An 18,163-nucleotide genomic window follows, 5' to 3' on the forward strand; every position below is an offset into this window, starting at 1 on the left:
AGGGTGCGTTAGCGCCATAAGAAGGTTGCCAAATGGTGGCCTTAGGATGAGAAAAGTGACAATAGCTGATTAAATCGGTCTTATAATAGGTGAATAAAGAATATAATTAGACTTCAGATAGGGGGAAAATAAAAATGAAACCAGATGAAACAGAAGAGTTTATTTTACTAAATCAGATTGTTGTAACGGAAGAGTTTTTAAATTCCAATCCGAGTGTTGAAAAAACACTACAAGTTTTAAATCATGCTAAACGGACAGGCTGCTTAGATGAACCCATTATGATAAATAGGGATACAAAGATCCTTAGGGACGGTTACAGACGCTATATTGCAGCCCAAAAGGTGGGGATGGAATTAATCCCCGTTATTTATGAAAAATAAGCTTTTACATAATCAAAAATAGAAAAATGGAAGAAAATAGGGGTTCCTATAAGTACGTTTAGTTTAAACCAGAACCATCCAGCAATCACTGAACAGCTAAACGTAAACCTACCTGAAAGTAAAACATAGTTTTTAAAGTCAAAAACACTACTTTTTAAAATTTAATGCTGAGAAATGCTCTACAAATAAATTAACTAACTTTAGATTCATAATTACCTATTCGATTCAAATTAGAGAAATAAGATTATTTAAGGAAGTACTTATGTAATATATAATTAGTTTTGTTATTGAAAACATATAAAATAATTATCTGTCTAATAGATATATTATTGGAACTACTTAGAAAAATATTTGAATATTCTGAAAACTGGTGGTATAATAGAAAAAAGGTCAAGGAGTTGGTTTCCTATGGAAAAGAATTTGGCTAATACACCACCACAACCTGAAATAAACGTTAAGGATTCTGAATTTGCTGAAATGGTGTTAAACAAAGCCCTTCTTAATTTCCGAAAAGAGCAAATCCGAAAAGAGATTGACCAGTCATTACAGGATCAAAACAAAGAAGAATTCCTACGATTAACAGAGGAATTGAAAAACATTTCTTAATATGTTGTTTATAAAATGAACTAACCATATTTGTAACTTTAAGAAGTACGCCAAAACGCCAACCCATATCTATGGATTGGCGTTTATGATTTTTATCGATTAAGCACGATATTATAAATAAGTTATTATTTGTTCCAAAACTCGTCCTTTTTTGAACAGATCACTGTTCGATTTGAAAAGGACGTTTTTTATTGCCTTCTCCTTCAGCTTCCAATTCAATAGCAATATTATGAAGGTCCCTAACAGAACGGGCCAAGCGGTCAATTTTAGTAACACTAATTTATCACCTTTTCTTAATGCTTTTCTTGCATTGTCTAAATCCTGGCGATCTGTTTTCTTTCCACTTTCTTTTTCCATATATATTATTTCGCAACCATATTCTATTAATTGTTCAATTTGGCTTTCAAGCGACTGTCCAACTTTCGATACCCTTGCATATCCAACTTTCATTTGCTCATACCCTTTTTTTACCTAAAGTTATATATCTTCTATACTTTTAATTACAGACTATCTTTTAGACATAAACAAGAACAAAAAGAGGAATATGTAACTTTTGTGCGCGTGTTTTAAGTGATAATTTGCACATCCAACTTTTAACCCCAGCTACCTTCATATGAGAAGTTTAGCTGGGGTTCTTCATTAATTATGTCCAATCACTAAGCTATTTCGTGCAGTCTATACTACTTCGGTGGTAATGGATGTAAGGTGATTGATTTCGAGGATATGTTCAATTTGAGAAATAGACGGTAAAGTTATCGTTTATGACTTTCATGATGGTTGTGAGCGCCTCGTAATCGGAAAAGCCCTCTCGTTTAATGGAGATACCTAATTCACCCCATTTATATTCTAAAATATGGTGCATCTCGTCTTTAATGAGTTTCTGAAATTCAAAAGCAAAACCAATGCGGGAGTAATGCTGGGGATATTTTTTTCAATCCCTGGCATCCCGATGAATATCATAGCTAAGTCATGTTGATCATTGATGTCACGAAGTTGCTCTAAGTGTTGCAGTATCAGTCGATCGATTTCATCCACTATAATTAAGTGAATCCCTTCAAAAGCAAAATGACCTATCGAAGGCTTATTTGGCAGATCTTTCTTTAGTGGTATGAACGATTGTTTTGTAAAAATGGCTCTACTTTAAGTACTCATTGGTGTTAGCTTGATGGGTATGTGTCTGTACCCCTATAAGAGATACATCTTTTTTCGATGGATATTTGATTTATAGTTTGGATAAAAAGTGTTAACGCTTACATTTTTGCAAATTGAAGTTGCAATAAGATGTACTAAACTATTTGAATATTGCGAATTATAATGAAACTATGAAAGGAGTTACCATCATGAAAGAACGGACTCAACGAGTACTTACCAGGTTTTTGACAGTAAATACCTTTTTGACTTGTGAGGATTTAAGTAAAGAGTTCAATATTAGCGAGCGTACTTTTCGAAACGAATTGGTCCTGATTAATAAATATCTGGCAGAAAATAATTATTCATCAATTACGACGACAAGAGGAAAAGGGTTGAAGTTAGACCTAACTGATGTGGATCGCGAAAAGCTCCTGTCCAAAATTGGTGATGACAGAGAAACAGATTATTATCGGCCCAATGAACGTTTTCTTGCCTTACTTTTAGATATTGCCGATACCACAAGAACGACAATGCTCTTTAAAATGGAAGAAAAACTGCAGGTATCGAAAAGTACATTGGATGAGGATATGAGAAGACTTCGTCAGTTTTTAAAGGAATATGGGATTTCTGTAGTGAGTTTAACGAAGCAAGGTATTGTATTAAAAGGCGATGAACGCTCAATACGCACTATGTTATACGATGTGATTAACAGTATGACAGATATTGCTAAACTAATGGAGTACCGAGATATAGATACAGTAAATACTTTTACAGATCAATTTGTTCTTGATTATTTGGATACAAATGCATTAAGGGTCATTGGAGAACATTATGACGAAGTCTTTGAAAAGTCCAGAGTGGAGATTAATCATGTATACCGGAATCAAAGCATTCTTTTTTTAGGTATATGGGTAAGGCGGTTGCAAGAAGGAAATACCCTTAGGGAATTAGCCAAAGTTAGAGCCGAAATAAAAGAAGATCCTGTCAGAAATTTTGTCGATTCCATCTGTATGGAGTTTGGTTTATATCCATCATTAAATGAAATTAAATATACTACTTTTACAATCGAATCGTTTAATCCAAAAGATATGAATAATTCATTCGATTGGGTTACCGCACAATTATTAACTATTCAATTAATTGAGCATGTAGAAAAAGTAACCAGAATCCCCTTTTCTCAGAGAGAAGAAGATTTGTATGAAGGTTTGTATAGGCATATCACAGGGTTATTAAGCAGGGTGAAGAACGATTTACAGGTATTTAATCCGTTGAAAGACACTATTAAGGAGTCCTATGCCGAGATTTATCAGGCAGTCACTTGCTTTAGTAAGCAAATAGAGGACTACATCAAAAAAAAATTATCAGAAGATGAGATCGGGTTTTTGACCGTTTATTTTTCAACGTCTGCCAGCCAGATTAAGCAGAAAGAACAATATGTTTATCAGGCAGTTGTGCTTTGTAATCATGGGGTTTCAACTGGAAAGCTGTTGGCTGCGAATTTGAAAGAGCATTTTAATATCGAGATTGTTGCAATATTGAGTTCGTATGAATTAGCCTTTATTGACAAGCTGGATGTTGATTTAGTTTTTACGACCATTTCAATTGATTATCCAAGAAAACCTGTATTATTGCTTAATCCAATATTAAGAGAAAGTGACAAGAAGGAAATTAAAGTTTTTTTACTCAAAAATAAGAATAAGAGAAGGATCGTTTCCAATAAGTTAGATGCTACACAGCTAATGCAGGATATTTTGATGTTAATTGTAGAAAGTGGCGGTAAGGTAACAAAGGAAAGCTATCACAAAGTAGAAGATACTTTTAAAGAACATCATTTAAAAATTAATACAAGGGAGATACAGCCGATGTTGCAGGATATTTTGAGGGATTCCAACATCCTACTAAAGCAAGAATGTAAAGATTGGAAAGAGGCAATTACGAAATCTGCCCAGGTATTGTTAACAGAAGAGGTCATTGAAGAACGATATATAAACGCCATGATTAAATCTGTTGAAGAGTATGGGCCTTATATAGTAGTAGGGAAGCATTTAGCGTTAGCACACGCAAGGCCGGAAGATGGAGTAAACAAATTAGGCATTAGTGTCATGACGTTAAAGGAACCAATTAATTTTGGAAATCCGGATAATGATCCGGTGAAAATTGTTTTTTGTCTAGCGGCAGTGGATTCTTATTCGCATCTGAATGTGATGAAAAATCTGATTGAGTTAATTAATGATGAAGAGAAATTAGACCTGTTAATTACAGCACAAGATGTAAACATGTTTAATCAAGTTTTATATGGTAGTGAAGTGAGGAAGTAACAGTTTTAAAAGCAATTGATAAGTATATAACCCCAAAATTGAAAAATGAGGAGAGGGCAAAATGAAAAAAGTAAATATCTTATTTGTATGTGGAGCAGGTTTAGGAAGCAGTTTTGCTTGTCAAATGTCGGCAGAGGATGTATTAAGCAAGTTAGGTGTCAACGCCAAGCTAGATCATAGTGATATCTCGTCTGCTGTTTCAGTAAAACCCGATATTATTATTACGGCACAGAATTTCAAATCCCAATTCGAGAAATTTTCAGTTGATCCTAAACAAACGACAATTGTTTATTTGAGAAATATTGTATCTAAGGCAGAGATTGAAGAAAAAATTACCCCGGTATTAAGGGAAAAAGGCGTTTTAGCTTAAAAATAAATAGAGATAGCTAGAGATGGGGTGGGAAAAAATGAGTGTAGTTAACTTTATTATCGAAAATATTTTGACACAGGCATCTGTCACAATCGCGTTGATTGCTATGTTGGGGTTAATTTTGCAAAAGAAATCAACAGGGCAAGTTATTTCTGGTTCTTTAAAGACGATGTTAGGGTTTATGGTATTGTCCGCAGGTTCTAGCATTATTGTTGGTAGTTTAGTCTATTTCGGTCATATTTTTACAGAAGGTTTCCATATGCAAGGGATTATTCCTTCGATTGAAGCTATTAATGGCCAAGCAATGAATGAGTTAGGATTGGGTCGTGATATCGCACTAACTTTCTTAGCTATCTTTGTTTTTAATATTATCATTGCACGGTTCACTAAATGGAAATACATCTTTTTAACTGGTCAGGCAATTCTTTGGATGGCTACTATGACAACAGTATTTGGTTACTTTGCAGGTTTACGTGGTGTTGCATTGATTTTAGTAGGCGGTTTCATTGGGGCCGTATTTGCGGTAGCTATGCCCGCGATTGCACAACCATTTGTTCGTAAGATTACTGGTATGGATGATATTGCTTTAGGACACTTTTGTACGGTTGGGTATGTGTTTGAAGCAGGTGTAGCGAAACTAGTTGGGGGAAAAGGCGAAAAGAAAAAATCTGTTGAAGATTTGAAATTACCAGCTCAATTTGAATTCTTACAAGATACCTATCTATCTTTGATGGTGGTAATGACTCCTCTTTATATTATTACAGCAGCGTTTGCAGGTGAAAAGTTCGCTTCTACATTATCAGGAGATACCAATTATTTAATGTTTGCGTTCTTACAATCTATCCAATTCGTAGTTGGAGTGTATGTATTATTAGCAGGAGTTCGCTTATTACTAGGTGAAATTGTTCCGGCATTTAGAGGGATTGCCATGCGGTTGGTCCCAAATGCAATTCCTGCATTAGATTGTCCAGTCCTATTTCCATTTAGCCCTAATGCAGTCATTGTAGGGTTTATCACAACTACTATAGGTTCGATTATTGCAATGTTTGTATTACCTGTCTTCGGGTTGGCGATGATCTTACCAGGTATGCTTACAGCTTTCTTCGCGGGGGGTACCGCCGGTATATTTGGTAACTTAACAGGTGGTATTCGTGGAGCAATTATTGGTGGTGTTGTACATGGTTTCTTCATTACATTATTACCAGCACTATTAGTAACAACATTCAATTCTATGGGGTTTGTCAATGCAACAGCAACAGATGTTGATACAGTAACAGCTGCTTTGCTATATGCATGGCTCATTGGTCCACTTTTAAAAGCTTTCTAGGATGTAGGTAGAGAAAAGGAGGCACAAGTAATGTTTGGATTTGGAAAGAAAAAACCTAAAGAACCGAAAAAAGAAACAACCGAAGAGGTATTGTTAACAGTTGAACGAAAAGAAGAGTTATTACGTACCATTTCCTTTAAAAAAGAAGAAGTAAATCAAGTAGCTGGAGAAAAACAAGCAAAAATTTATGAGGAGATTGGCTTAGCATTTAATGAACTTGGTGAAGAAGATCATGCTATTGATTCTTTAGAAAAAAGTATTCAGGCCAAAAAGTCATTAGGTAATGGTTACAAAACTTTATTAAAACTTTATAACAAGAAGCGTGCAGAAGCAGCAAAAGTGAATAATGAAGAATTATTACAGATATATCTAAAGAAAATGGATCAAATGATGCAAGTTTCTAAAGAGGTTACTCGTGGTGTTCGATAAGGAAGAAAATAAAAGATTAGTATAAAGGGAGAGTAATTGATCATGTATACAACATTAAAAGAAGTAACACGTAGGGCTGAAGAATTGAATTATACAGTTGGTTCATTTAATGCACATAATTTAGAGATGTTACCTGATATGATCCGTGCAGCAAAAGAGCAAGGAGCACCAATTATTATTCAAACAAGTATAGATACTGCGAAATACATTGGTCATGAAAATATTGTTGCTGTATGTAAAACGATGGCCACAAATGAAATGGTAGATGTGGTATTGCATTTAGACCATGCAAGGGATTTTGATGATATTAAAGAGGCAATCCATAAAGGATATACATCAGTGATGTTTGATGGTTCTCATTTACCATTCAAAGAGAACATTATGAAAACAAAAGCAGTAGTAGAATATGCACACAAATATGGTGTTTCAGTAGAGGGCGAACTAGGGACTATTGGCGGTACTGAAGAAGGGATTCATGTAGATGAGAATGATAAGGTTTATACTGACCCAAAAGATGCAGAAGAGTTTGTTAAAGCAACAGGGGTAGATGCTTTGGCCATTGCCATTGGTACTAATCATGGTCAATATAAATCTAAAACAGAAGTAAATCTACCACTATTAAAAGAAATCAACGCTGTAGTAGATGTACCTTTAGTTATTCATGGGGGTACAGGTGTTAATGAAATGGATGTACATGAATTAATTAATAACGGGATTCGTAAATTTAATGTAGGTACTGAGTTGTTAGTAACATGGACGAAAACAGCGAAAGAAACATTCGGAGAAACAAAAGTAACGAAATCATTACGACATAATATTATTCCATGTAATCAGGCAGTAAAAGAAATTGTCAAACATAAAATTGGAATCTTCATGAATAAAGAAGACCGAACCCTCCAAGTAAAATAATGACATAAAAAGTTCATTAGTCTTTTCATAAGGGTTGGAGAATATGTGGCTAATAAAGAGAGTACTAGGAATTCCTTGTACTCTTTCTTTATTCGTTAGATATGAGGTGGTAAGATGGATAAAGTCTTAATCTTATTAGCAGGTTTACCTGGAACAGGAAAAACCTACTTAAGTAATATCCTCAATAGTAAATTAGGGTCATTTTATAATCTTTCTCAGGATGACTTGAAAGAATATTATTGTGATATGTATGGTTATCGTAATCTAGAAGAAAAGCAGAAGATAGAAAAGATAGCATGGGCGAAGTACTTTGAAATAATGGAACAGCAAATGCAAGTAGGTAGCAATATTATGTCTGATTATCCTTTTAGTCAAAAACAAAAGCCTCATATTCAGCAATTAGTAGAAAGATATAGTTATGAGGTTGTTACTATTCGGTTAATTGCAGATTTAGATGTATTGTTTGAACGACAAAAAAAGCGAGATTTGGATCCGACAAGGCATTTGAGTCATATCGTAACTTCCTACAAAAAAGGGGATCAGTTAGCTGATAGAAGTATTGCAGATAACTTATTGAACTATGAGGAATTTATAAAAAGATGTACAACGAGAGGATATGACACGTTTGAATTAGGAACTTTATATGAAGTGGATGTATCAGATTTTACAAAAGTGAATTATTCTATGTTGTTGGAAGATATAAGACTGGGGTACATTAAAATGTACATTTCTGGAACTAGCAAAGAATTTTAAAATCCAAAACTTAGGGGCTTTTTAATCTCATTAATATTATTCATCTCTTTGAGCATATAACCCTTGGTGCAGAATTTAAGGGCTTGAAGGATACGATTTTACTGTAGAGAATGTCCTGACAAAGTATGAGAATTATCGAATTTCTTCACTTATAAAATAAAAGAGTTTTTTAAAGATGGAGGAATAAAAATGGTTGAAAAAATATATTCATAATTAGCGATTCTGGAATTCATGCAAGACCTGCGACCTTATTAGTTAATATGGTTAAGCCATTTTCTTAGATGTGATCCTTGAGTATAAAGGAAAACAGGTAGACTTAAAATCAATTTTGGGTGTAATCTCGCTAGGAATGGAGAAACTATTAAATAATTGTTCAAGGCGATGATGCAGAAGAAGCGCTGTCTAATATTGATGAAGTGATGAAAACAGAAGGCCTCAAATTCGATAATCTAATTCTCCCCTGAATGGAAAATGCGAATAATAGATTTAGCTAAATCAAAGGCATTCCTTAAATAAAAATATTTCTCTGGAGCAAATCGTAAATGGGTTTGCTCTTATTTAATTGAGCGATACAAAGTGGCACCCGGATACAAATTCTTATACGTATGATGCAGCGAATCAGCTTTCCTCTATTATCCGGACGACCATTACACATGATAAAAATGGGAATTTAACCAATGATGGAAAGCGGATATTAGTGTATGATGCGGAAGACCGGTTAGTAGAGGTCAAAGAAGGAACGACTACGGTTGCCAAATATCAGTATAATTCAGAAGGACTACGCATTAGCAAAACAACAGGATCTACAACTGTTAATTATACGTATGATGAGAATGCCAGTGTTGTACTCGAAACAGATCAAAGTGGAGCAGTTCTTGCATCATATGTTTACGACAACGGGAACCGTCCACTAACGATGACGAAGTCCGGAAAAACCTATACATTCCATGCAAATGCACATGGAGATATTACTTCAGTAACAGATGCTGCAGGAACAGTAGTGGCATGTTTTGAATACGATGCATGGGGCAACCAGCTAAAGGAATCCGGTAATTTTACCTCACAGGTACCATTCCGTTATGCAGGATATCGATATGATTCTGAAACGAAGCTTTATTATTTACAACAGCGTTATTATAATTCTGAAATTGGAAGGTTTTTAACATTGATCCCCAACTGGGAGAAAAGGAGAATCCAATTACTCAAAATAGTTATTCTTACGCAGATAATAATCCAGTTATGTTGGTTGATCCTGATGGGGAAAGGGCATATGGGATGACATTAGTTTTAACTGGAAATAAAAGACACATGTACGCCCATAAAAAAGGAATGAAAGCATTAAAAAAATCATATACGAGTGATGGTTATAGTGGGTTTGTTGAAAGAGCTTCTGGTGGCGCATATGAGGCGACTAACGCTTACAGGAAGAATAAAAAGTCTGTAAAGAAAGCCAGAGGTAGGGTATTGAAGAAGAGTAAGCCAAGTAGATTAGCTTTCAAAGTAGCAAGAAGAGGAATCCTAGGACCTGCCGCCTGGGGTGGCGATATTTATTTATGGTCGTGCTTACTATAAAGGAGCTAAAAGTTATAAAAAAAGAAAGCGATAAGGTGGTTTAATTGTCTAATATGCTAGCAAAACTTTGTCTACATCTGTTGAGCGTGACTGCTCCGGAGTATCAGCGGATAACATAAGTATCATTTTGTAATTCAGTTGGAAAACTCCTCTTCTATTTAAATGAGAACACAAAAATAGCCACCTCCGATTGTTACCGGAAGTGACTATTCTTCTTGTTTATGCATATGAGAATCAACCTAATATACCGCTTCTTTAAATGGCGGCCTCGTTTTATCGTTTACTATAAGCATGATAAAACTAAAGACTTCTTCATCCGGAACGATTAAATCTTAGCCGTTCAAATCTAAGAAGGTGAATACTGCTAAATAAGAAGTTCGTTTATTACTATCTTTAAAACAATGACCACGTTTTATCAATTTAGCACATGGGAATTATTTGTAAATAGTATTATGTTTCTGATGTATGAAAAAAGGATAAAAATTCAATTATTATTAACTGAAAATTCTTAATTAGCACAAAAATAAGTGTATAATATTATAAAACAGTTATCTAAGTTTGTAGTTACTATTTCTTAATAAGGAGGCGATGCTCTTAAACATGTAAATTTAAAATATTAGTAGGGAGCAGAAAAGGAGAAATTTATTAGTCTAGAAAGGAATTTAATCAGCTACAGTAGCCAATGCGGGTTTAGATATTGCGCTAATTAACTAATACATATTTTAATTGAATACAACACGAAATGACTCGCTAAATGGCTGAACAACCCCTGTTGAAAGCGGTTTAATTTTATAACGTTGAACAAACCACATCGTTAAAAATATTCTTTATAAAATTTGATAAGGTCCCCCAGCAAGTAACACTACATAAAATTTGACCTTCCGAAACTAGTGCTGCAATAGGAGAGCGAATCCCAATAAAATAAACATTGAACGACTTGGTGGGATATATACAAAAAAATCACTATATACATACTGGAGGTTTTAGGATGAAAAAGAAAAAAGCATTATCCGGCCTGATGGCTGTGAGTTTATTAACAGTAATTCCGTGGAGTACTGGACATGCTGAGAAACCTCAATGGACAAATGTGAATACATATGAGGAACAGGACGGAAGTAAGTTTAATAGCGAAAACTATGACTTTGTGAAATTTTCACAAATTGGTTCCAAATTAAAAGAGATTGAAAAACTTTCAAACCGTGTGAAAGTTGAAGTCCGTGGAACATCAGCTGATGGAAACCCACTCTATGTTGTCACGATTGCCGACCCAACAACACAAGGGAAGTTCGGAAAAGTGAAGGCACTTAGAAAGCAAATGTTTAAGAATCCAGGCAAAGCTCAAGAATGGGTTGCCAATAATCCTGACTTTAAAGTTCCAATCATGATTAATGGTTCTATTCATGGGACTGAATTTGTCGGAAGCGATGCAATCCTTCAATTAATTGAACGTTTTGCTACCCAAAATGATGCAACAACCAAAGACGTTTTAGAGAATAATATTCTTATTTTCAATGTCGTACAAAACCCTGATGGACGCATTGATGCCACCCGCTTTAATGGCGAAGGAATTGACATAAATCGTGACTTTATCACGCAATCGCAGCCAGAAACAAAAGAGATGGTTGAGCTCATTAAAGAATGGAACCCGATGGTGTTCCTTGATACTCATGGTTATGTGAAAGATTATCAGCCAAATCTGCAGGGGTTAATTGAACCTTGTACGCCACCTCATAATCCTAATTACGAGTATGACTTATACGGAAAATGGGCCTATAAACAGGCAGAAGCGATGGAAGCGGAAATAATGAAGGATCATGAGAACTATTCAGGATCCTTGTATCAAAACATGAAAGGTGCATATATTCCGCTGCGCGATGACTCCGCTGGCTGGGATGATTACCCACCAATTTTCACACCAATGTATGCGATGTATCATGGTGCTTACGGTCATACATTAGAAGCTCCAACAAATGATTGGGATGGCGTACGATGGATGTATAATTCGATTATGGGGGCACTGAAATTTGCAACAGCCAACAAGCAATCTATGATTACTGATCAAATTGAAGTTTTTAAAAGAGGAATTAACTTTGACCATCCTTTTCATAAGGAAGGTTTATTTCCAAAATCCTACATACTTCCACTAGACCCTAAGGACCCGACTGTTACGAATAAGGCTGTAAATCATTTGATCAATAATGATATTGAAGTTGTTCAAGCTGTGAATGCATTTGAAGCGGATGGAGTGTCATATCCAAAAGGAACTTATCTCGTTGAGATGGATCAGGCGAAAGCCGGATTAGCAAACACGATGCTCTGGGATGGGGAAGACATCACGAACGATACCCCAGCAATGTACGACATTTCCGCATGGAGTTTACCGGAGCTATGGGGATTCGAGGCAGTAGCCACACAAAATCCTATTAAAGTCAATGCAACGAAAGTAAACAAGATTACAGGTCAAGGAACGGTTTCAGGAAAAGGACCGTTTCTGATTCCGAATAGCTCTGTCCAATCGGTAAATTTAGTAAATGCATTGCTTAAGCAAGGAATACCTATTGTACGTGATGCACAAGGTAACTTCTTTGCAAAAACAGTAGCTAATCAGGTATCAGCAGCGGTGAAAGAATCTGGGTTACAGGTTGGAACTGCTGATGTACCAGCAGATGCAGTGGGTATTACGTCTTTAAAAGTGGCTATATTAAAGGATGGAGGTATGGGTAAACAGAAATCACACGCAGGAACAAAGCTCGCTTTGAAAAGACTAGGTTTTGATGTGACAGAAGTTACGCCAGTCGAAGTGGCTAAAAATACCCTTAACGGTTTTGATATTTTTGTCTATAGTGGAACGGAAAGTCTCATTTCTACCAACCTATCTGAAGCTAATAAAGAATTTGGGTTACAAAACGCCGGGCAACTTAATGAGTTTAAAGCCAATGTGACAAGCTTCGTAAATGAAGGAGGCAAATATATAGCTGTAGGTGCTGGTGCATCTAGAGCAACTAAGACACTCGGTCTTACAGATGACATTATTAATGTAGGAGGTTCCAACAGTAATGGTATCGTAAAAGTCGATTATGAGGGAACTGGTTTAACAGCGGGATATGGAGAGGATGATATCGGCTTTGTCTATCGTCCAACATGGTTCACTGGTACGGATAATGATGAAGTCGTAGCGACCCTTGCAGATTCAGATAATTTCTTCGTAGCTGGTCACTGGAAAAGTAACATAACCGCCAAAGGCCAAGCTGTAATCGTAAAAGAACAGAATAAAGATGTAACTCTTATTGGGTTAGAAGCAGGTTTCCGTGACCACCCGGATTACTTGTTCCGTCTTCTATCAAATGCAATTTTCGAAAAATAGTAGAAATTACCAAAGCCGGATTCAGCAATGAATTCGGCTTTGGTAATTTAAAAAATGCTGACCGCTTGCTCTGAACTCATTACTTTTAAATCATCTGTTGCAAAAACCCTGAAGGACAATAAGTAGTTTTTTAGCCGATTAAAAATGGTGACTACTCTTATACTTCACAAGCTGGATATGGATTAACTAACCAGGAATCATTATAGATGAAGTTAAATGATTTGATTAGCGAACAAAATAATTAACTTGCAAAGGGGGCTGTCGTTCTCCTTTTATGTTTTAAACGACGTATCGGCCCTAGGAGGTTTGTACGGGCGAGTACACCTAGATAATTTCAAAGGAGTGGGAGATGGTAAACAATTTATCTTTGCGTAAAATATCTATATTCTTTATTTAACAAGGTAAAAGGAATTCAATAAAGGACATAAAATAATAATCATCGATCAGGTAATACTGCTTAACTTCCTGATTCATTATTTATTTAAGTAGTCTTAGATATGATACGGGGACCTCGTTAAATAAACACTCATTTTAATCTCTCAAGCGGTATAGTATCAGTAGTTAATACCGGTGAATAAATAATGATAAAAAACTGTAGTTTTTTGTCTAGTTGTAGAAGAAGGAGTATTAAGCTGGATAGCTGTTTCCGACATAATCGACCCATTCCAGGGTCGATTATGTCTTTTTTCGCTTTGTCTAAGCGTAACTTTATAGGCTATGAGGTCTGATACTTATAGACTGACTACTTTACTTGAAATTGATGTAGCCCGGTGGTGAATTTATATTCATTTTGCTTGAGCTAAGTTATGTTTCCCCTAAAATATTAATAATTTTTTTATCTGGAGGCACAGTAGCGGGAGTTTTTTAATCCCTCTTTTTGAAATCAATATATAAATAGGAAGAAATACGTCTTGATTACCGTAAACAGTGGTATATGCTGTTAAAAAGTTTGTTTGAAAAGTAAGTAATATAGCAATTTTTCCTTATTGGAAAAAATAACTTCATTGTTAAATTATTGTTATTACCTTATAATTTTCTAGAAACATATGAAATGATATGAATAGGAGAAAAGTATGAAAAAACTGTGGACCATTTTAGTTTCATTTACGTTGTTAATTAGCTTATTCCCGCAATTAGCATCGGCGGCACCAAGCAAGAATTTTGAGAAAGAACTTACAAAGTATTTAAAAGAGGTAAGCCTTGTCAGGGGTTTTGAAGTGACGAAGGATGATATTGAAACATCTCTTTCTTTTTACGATGAAAGTATTGAGAACTTTGAATCTATTGGTGATCTAAAAGAAGCCTTGGGCGAAGTTATTAAGGCTGATTTGAGTAATTTAGATGCCATTTATGAAGATTATAATCTAACTAATGAGAGCCTAATTAATCTATTACACGAAAATGGCGAAGAACTAGACGATTATATCTTTATCTGGGACCTCGATGAAACTGTTTATTTCTATACAGAAGAGACAGAAGAGGGCGATTTTGAACGCGATCCGAATTTTGACAAAGAATTAGTCAATTATTTGGCCAAGGTTAGCAAGGAAAGAGGCTTCCAAGTAACACTAGAAGATATCGAAGCGTCATTGAAACCCTATGATTTTAGCACGGAAGAATTTGAATCTGTCGAAGAGCTTAGCGAATTCCTGGGTGACGTCATAAAGGCAGACCTAAGCAACTTAGATTATTTTAATGAGAATTATGGATTGGATAAACAAGCCTTGCTTCAAATGTTAGAAGAAAATGGTGAAAATATTAACGATTATATATACATAGATAATCTTGAAGAAACTGTTTGGAACCTTACTGGCGGCGGGATGGATGGCGAAGTTGCCGAAGAGCTTCTTCCTATTTTCGAGCAGGAACTCGGTCTAACGGAAGAGGAACTACAGCGGCTTGAAGACCACTTGATGTCTTTGGAAGACCATCTTTCCAACCCGGAAACAGTCAAGCGACTTGAAGAATTGGGCAACCGCATGATGGCTTTCGAGGAATTTGATGTAGCAACCGAGCTTACAGCTGAACAGATAGCTGAAATGGCCTCAATCTATGAAGAATTACTTTCCATCTTTAAGCTTAATGTTTCCTATTCCCTTGTGAAAAGTGGTTCGGAATCACCTGTATCCCTTTTGGATTTAATGAAATTGGAAGAATTGAAGGGTGCTAACCTGAAAATATCAATATATAATACTGACGGAAAGTTCTTGGCTGATCTGTTAATAACAGGTGATATGGTCGATTCTGATACTCTTACTAATGCAGGCGGACAAATAAAGGAATCTGCTAAAGAGGTACAAAAGACCATTGAAAAGGCACCAGTTGCTAAACCAGTAAAACAAAAGATTAGTACCCATACTAATTCAGAACATCAAACGGTAAAAGGTGCTAAACTGCCAAATACCGCTTCCGGTTATTTGCCTAGTGCCCTTTTAGGACTATTTCTTGTCTTGTTCGGAAGCTTGATGTATCGAAAAATCAGGAAAGCTTAATATGAAAAAATTAAAGAAAAAGCGGTTACTGCTGCTTTCTTGTGCAATTGCCATCATTTTATTTGGGGTTTGGTTTTCCACATCCAATCTGTATAAGTTTGCAAAAGGCTACTTTCTTTACAAGACTCATGCTCCTAGTAGCCAAGTGAATGAAACTGTGCAGAAATCAACAAGTGATAAACCAACAATTGATAAAACACCAAGTAATGACACAACAAAGAAAGAGCTATATCCTGTCCGCCCTAAAACGGGTGAAGAAATCGGGGAGCTTTATATACCCAAACTAAAAACAAAACTTCCTATTTTCCATGGCACAAATGAGGATGAATTGGAAAAAGGCGTTGGTCACTTTGCAGGAAGTGTGTTACCTGGTGAAAATGACAATTCCGTACTTTCCGGTCATAGAGATACGGTATTCCGTAAACTCGGGCAAGTGGGCGAAGGAGATTTGTTGATAGTAAGAACATCGGCAGGAGAGTTCACATACAAAGTGAACAAAGTTCGAATTGTGGATAAGGATGATCGAACCGTAATCGTACCAAAGCCACGGGCAACGCTAACCGTCAGTACCTGTTACCCTTTCGATTATATTGGATCAGCACCTGAACGCTATATCCTTGTCGCGTATTTAACTTCAAAAACAGTAAGTTAATCAAATGTACTAAAAAAAAGCGTCCCAATAAGGAAACCTATTGGGACGCTTTTGATTTTATTTCTTATTAGAAAGAAAAGCGAAGATGATATCACTTCCTCCACTTTTAAACCAATTAGAAAAAACACCTTTCACGATGTTTTTTCATGGCCAATTTATTTATATTGTTAAACTATTCTTATTGCTCGATGTGCCAGATGAAGCGGATTTTAATATTTTATGATGGTAAATATAAGAGCCGGCTATCAATATATACCCGATAATGAAAATCAGCCATCCACTGGCAGGGTCGCCCACTGAAATGCTTGAATACATAGCCCCCGTCAAATCAAATACAAAACCGGCATAAGCCCATTCCTTGATTCTTGGAAAGCCTGGAATAAGTATTGCCACGACACCTAATAATTTGGCAATCCCAATAAAGGGTAGGAGGTAAGTAGGGTAACCTAAATGATTGAATAATGCGACTGCATCGGGAACAGACATTATATCCGGAATAGAACCCAAAACCATTAGTGCCACTAAAAGTCCTGTGAAAATCCAATATATAATTTTTGTTTTTTTCATTTATTCACATTCCCTCCCTTAGATTGACATTTTAATCATATTCCACTTTTCTTTTTTTAATGCATTCTAAAAAAATCTTAATCTTAAACAGTTGTGGCACAATCCTTTAGGAATCGCGCTTGACTGAAGGATAACTTGAAGAAAAGCGAGTTTGCCTGCAGTTATTTCTCATTTGATTTCAGAAATCTACTCCCTCCAGGTGACAGCCGAAATCATGGGTATAGTACGAACTCACGAGTAAACAGGGTGAATTCACGAATAAAACAGCAAAACTCACGAGTAAACAGTAAAATTCACGAGTAAGAAGCCAAAACTCACGAGTAAACAGAGCGAAATCACAAGTGTAGCACGAATTCACGAGTAAATAAGCCGAATTCACGAGTAAATGGCCGTAATTTACGAGTAAACGGACCAAACTCACGTGTAAACGGCTCGAATTAATGGGTAAACGTACAAAATCCCGAGTACAGTACAAGCAAGATGTATATCGTAAGGGAGCACTTGTAAGTACAACTTTATCGTAAAAAGTTAATTGTCTTAAAAGAATTGATTATAATGACGCAGAACCCGACACAGGATATCGTGATGAGGGAATACATTAACTTTAAGTCTTTCAATATAATGATTCCCGCAATTACTATGAGAGAATCAATGATAAAAATAATAATTCCAGGATTGGTTGCTGTGGTTTTAGATATTAATAGTGCTAGTAAATCCACTCCACCGGGGCTAATATGTTGTCTCAGCATAAAACCGACACCAATCCCAATCGTCATTCCACCGATAATGGCACTTGTTATGATCGGCAGATGAACCAAACCGTTTAGTGGTGTTAGCCAATCAATAATGGTTGAAGTGAAAGCTAACCCAAGGATGGCATTAAAGAAATAAGACTTATCATATAGAAGAGATAGTAGGTATATGGGGATATTGATCATGATCATGGTATGTCCAACCTGGATTCCCCAAACATATTTGATTAATAAACTTATGCCAAATATCCCGCCATTTATTAGATGAATGGGGATAATAAATAAGTTTAGACCTACTCCAATGAAAAAACTTGAAAAAAGCAGCGTAACAAACTTTTTCATAAAAAAATTCCCCTTGTCCAAATCATTATCTTAAAATATATGAGAGAAATCTAAATATATACTTAGCTGATTGGAAATTACGATTGCTATTTGTTCTCCATAAGATATTTTTAATTCACATGGGAGTAAGCTAATCAAAGTAAAGGCCTTCTCGTTTTAGGCCATGATGTAATTAGGGCAAAAAAAAGAGACACCAAAA

Annotated in this window: 16 protein-coding genes and 2 pseudogenes; 14 read left to right on the forward strand and 4 right to left on the reverse strand. The window is 35.7% G+C overall.

Annotation, left to right across the window (positions count from 1 at the left end):
* Positions 1–134 precede the first annotated feature (134 nt).
* Positions 135–380 (forward strand): ParB N-terminal domain-containing protein, encoded by a 246-nt coding sequence (locus AC2YHV_RS27145; RefSeq protein ID WP_487374564.1) that lies wholly within the window; start codon positions 135–137, stop codon positions 378–380.
* 408 nt (positions 381–788) lie between these two features.
* A complete protein-coding gene (locus AC2YHV_RS27150) occupies positions 789–986 on the forward strand; it encodes an IDEAL domain-containing protein (RefSeq protein WP_048687036.1) in 198 nt (65 codons plus the stop codon).
* 111 nt (positions 987–1,097) lie between these two features.
* Here AC2YHV_RS27150 and AC2YHV_RS27155 read toward each other — a convergent pair whose 3' ends face one another.
* Both AC2YHV_RS27155 and AC2YHV_RS27160 read right to left on the reverse strand, forming a co-directional pair.
* Positions 1,098–1,436 (reverse strand): recombinase family protein, encoded by a 339-nt coding sequence (locus AC2YHV_RS27155; RefSeq protein WP_487374565.1) that lies wholly within the window; start codon positions 1,434–1,436, stop codon positions 1,098–1,100.
* Positions 1,437–1,661: 225 nt separating this feature from the next.
* Positions 1,662–2,045, reverse strand: a pseudogene (locus tag AC2YHV_RS27160) (AAA family ATPase); the annotation flags it as partial.
* Positions 2,046–2,326: 281 nt separating this feature from the next.
* Between AC2YHV_RS27160 and AC2YHV_RS27165 the strand changes: the two are divergent.
* The 12 genes and pseudogenes from AC2YHV_RS27165 to AC2YHV_RS27220 all read left to right on the forward strand — a co-directional run bounded on the left by AC2YHV_RS27165 (position 2,327) and on the right by AC2YHV_RS27220 (position 16,303).
* A complete protein-coding gene (locus AC2YHV_RS27165) occupies positions 2,327–4,435 on the forward strand; it encodes a BglG family transcription antiterminator (protein ID WP_487374566.1) in 2,109 nt (702 codons plus the stop codon).
* 61 nt (positions 4,436–4,496) lie between these two features.
* Entirely contained in the window at positions 4,497–4,805 is a 309-nt protein-coding gene (locus AC2YHV_RS27170) for a PTS sugar transporter subunit IIB (RefSeq protein WP_057276240.1), read from the forward strand.
* A gap of 37 nt (positions 4,806–4,842) precedes the next feature.
* The gene (locus tag AC2YHV_RS27175; RefSeq protein WP_057276239.1) at positions 4,843–6,132 is read left to right on the forward strand and encodes a PTS sugar transporter subunit IIC; all 1,290 of its coding nucleotides are present in this window, start codon (positions 4,843–4,845) and stop codon (positions 6,130–6,132) included.
* A gap of 30 nt (positions 6,133–6,162) precedes the next feature.
* Positions 6,163–6,561 (forward strand): hypothetical protein, encoded by a 399-nt coding sequence (locus AC2YHV_RS27180; protein ID WP_057276238.1) that lies wholly within the window; start codon positions 6,163–6,165, stop codon positions 6,559–6,561.
* 42 nt (positions 6,562–6,603) lie between these two features.
* Complete coding sequence (locus AC2YHV_RS27185; protein ID WP_487374567.1) at positions 6,604–7,470, forward strand: class II fructose-bisphosphate aldolase; 867 nt, start codon at positions 6,604–6,606, stop codon at positions 7,468–7,470.
* 114 nt (positions 7,471–7,584) lie between these two features.
* Complete coding sequence (locus tag AC2YHV_RS27190) at positions 7,585–8,223, forward strand: P-loop nucleotide/nucleoside kinase family protein (protein WP_187049145.1); 639 nt, start codon at positions 7,585–7,587, stop codon at positions 8,221–8,223.
* A gap of 203 nt (positions 8,224–8,426) precedes the next feature.
* A pseudogene (locus AC2YHV_RS27195) lies at positions 8,427–8,687 on the forward strand (HPr family phosphocarrier protein).
* 98 nt (positions 8,688–8,785) lie between these two features.
* Positions 8,786–9,502 carry an RHS repeat domain-containing protein gene (locus AC2YHV_RS27200; RefSeq protein WP_487374568.1) on the forward strand — a complete coding sequence of 239 codons (717 nt, stop codon included), beginning with the start codon at positions 8,786–8,788 and terminating at the stop codon, positions 9,500–9,502.
* Entirely contained in the window at positions 9,499–9,795 is a 297-nt protein-coding gene (locus AC2YHV_RS27205; RefSeq protein WP_487374569.1) for a hypothetical protein, read from the forward strand. Before AC2YHV_RS27200 ends, AC2YHV_RS27205 begins: the two co-directional genes overlap by 4 nt.
* 988 nt (positions 9,796–10,783) lie before the next feature.
* Entirely contained in the window at positions 10,784–13,159 is a 2,376-nt protein-coding gene (locus tag AC2YHV_RS27210) for a M14 family zinc carboxypeptidase (RefSeq protein WP_487374570.1), read from the forward strand.
* A gap of 1,073 nt (positions 13,160–14,232) precedes the next feature.
* Positions 14,233–15,651, forward strand: a complete 1,419-nt coding sequence (locus tag AC2YHV_RS27215) for a processed acidic surface protein (protein WP_095679498.1) — start codon at positions 14,233–14,235, stop codon at positions 15,649–15,651.
* Between the two features lies 1 nt (position 15,652).
* Entirely contained in the window at positions 15,653–16,303 is a 651-nt protein-coding gene (locus AC2YHV_RS27220; RefSeq protein WP_057276230.1) for a class D sortase, read from the forward strand.
* A 159-nt stretch (positions 16,304–16,462) separates the two neighbouring features.
* Here AC2YHV_RS27220 and AC2YHV_RS27225 read toward each other — a convergent pair whose 3' ends face one another.
* The gene (locus AC2YHV_RS27225; RefSeq protein ID WP_048687048.1) at positions 16,463–16,870 is read right to left on the reverse strand and encodes a DoxX family protein; all 408 of its coding nucleotides are present in this window, start codon (positions 16,868–16,870) and stop codon (positions 16,463–16,465) included.
* Positions 16,871–17,385: 515 nt separating this feature from the next.
* Complete coding sequence (locus AC2YHV_RS27230) at positions 17,386–17,964, reverse strand: YitT family protein (protein ID WP_063576779.1); 579 nt, start codon at positions 17,962–17,964, stop codon at positions 17,386–17,388.
* Positions 17,965–18,163 lie beyond the last annotated feature (199 nt).

It is taken from the genome of Peribacillus sp. SRI_006, from assembly GCF_057586375.1.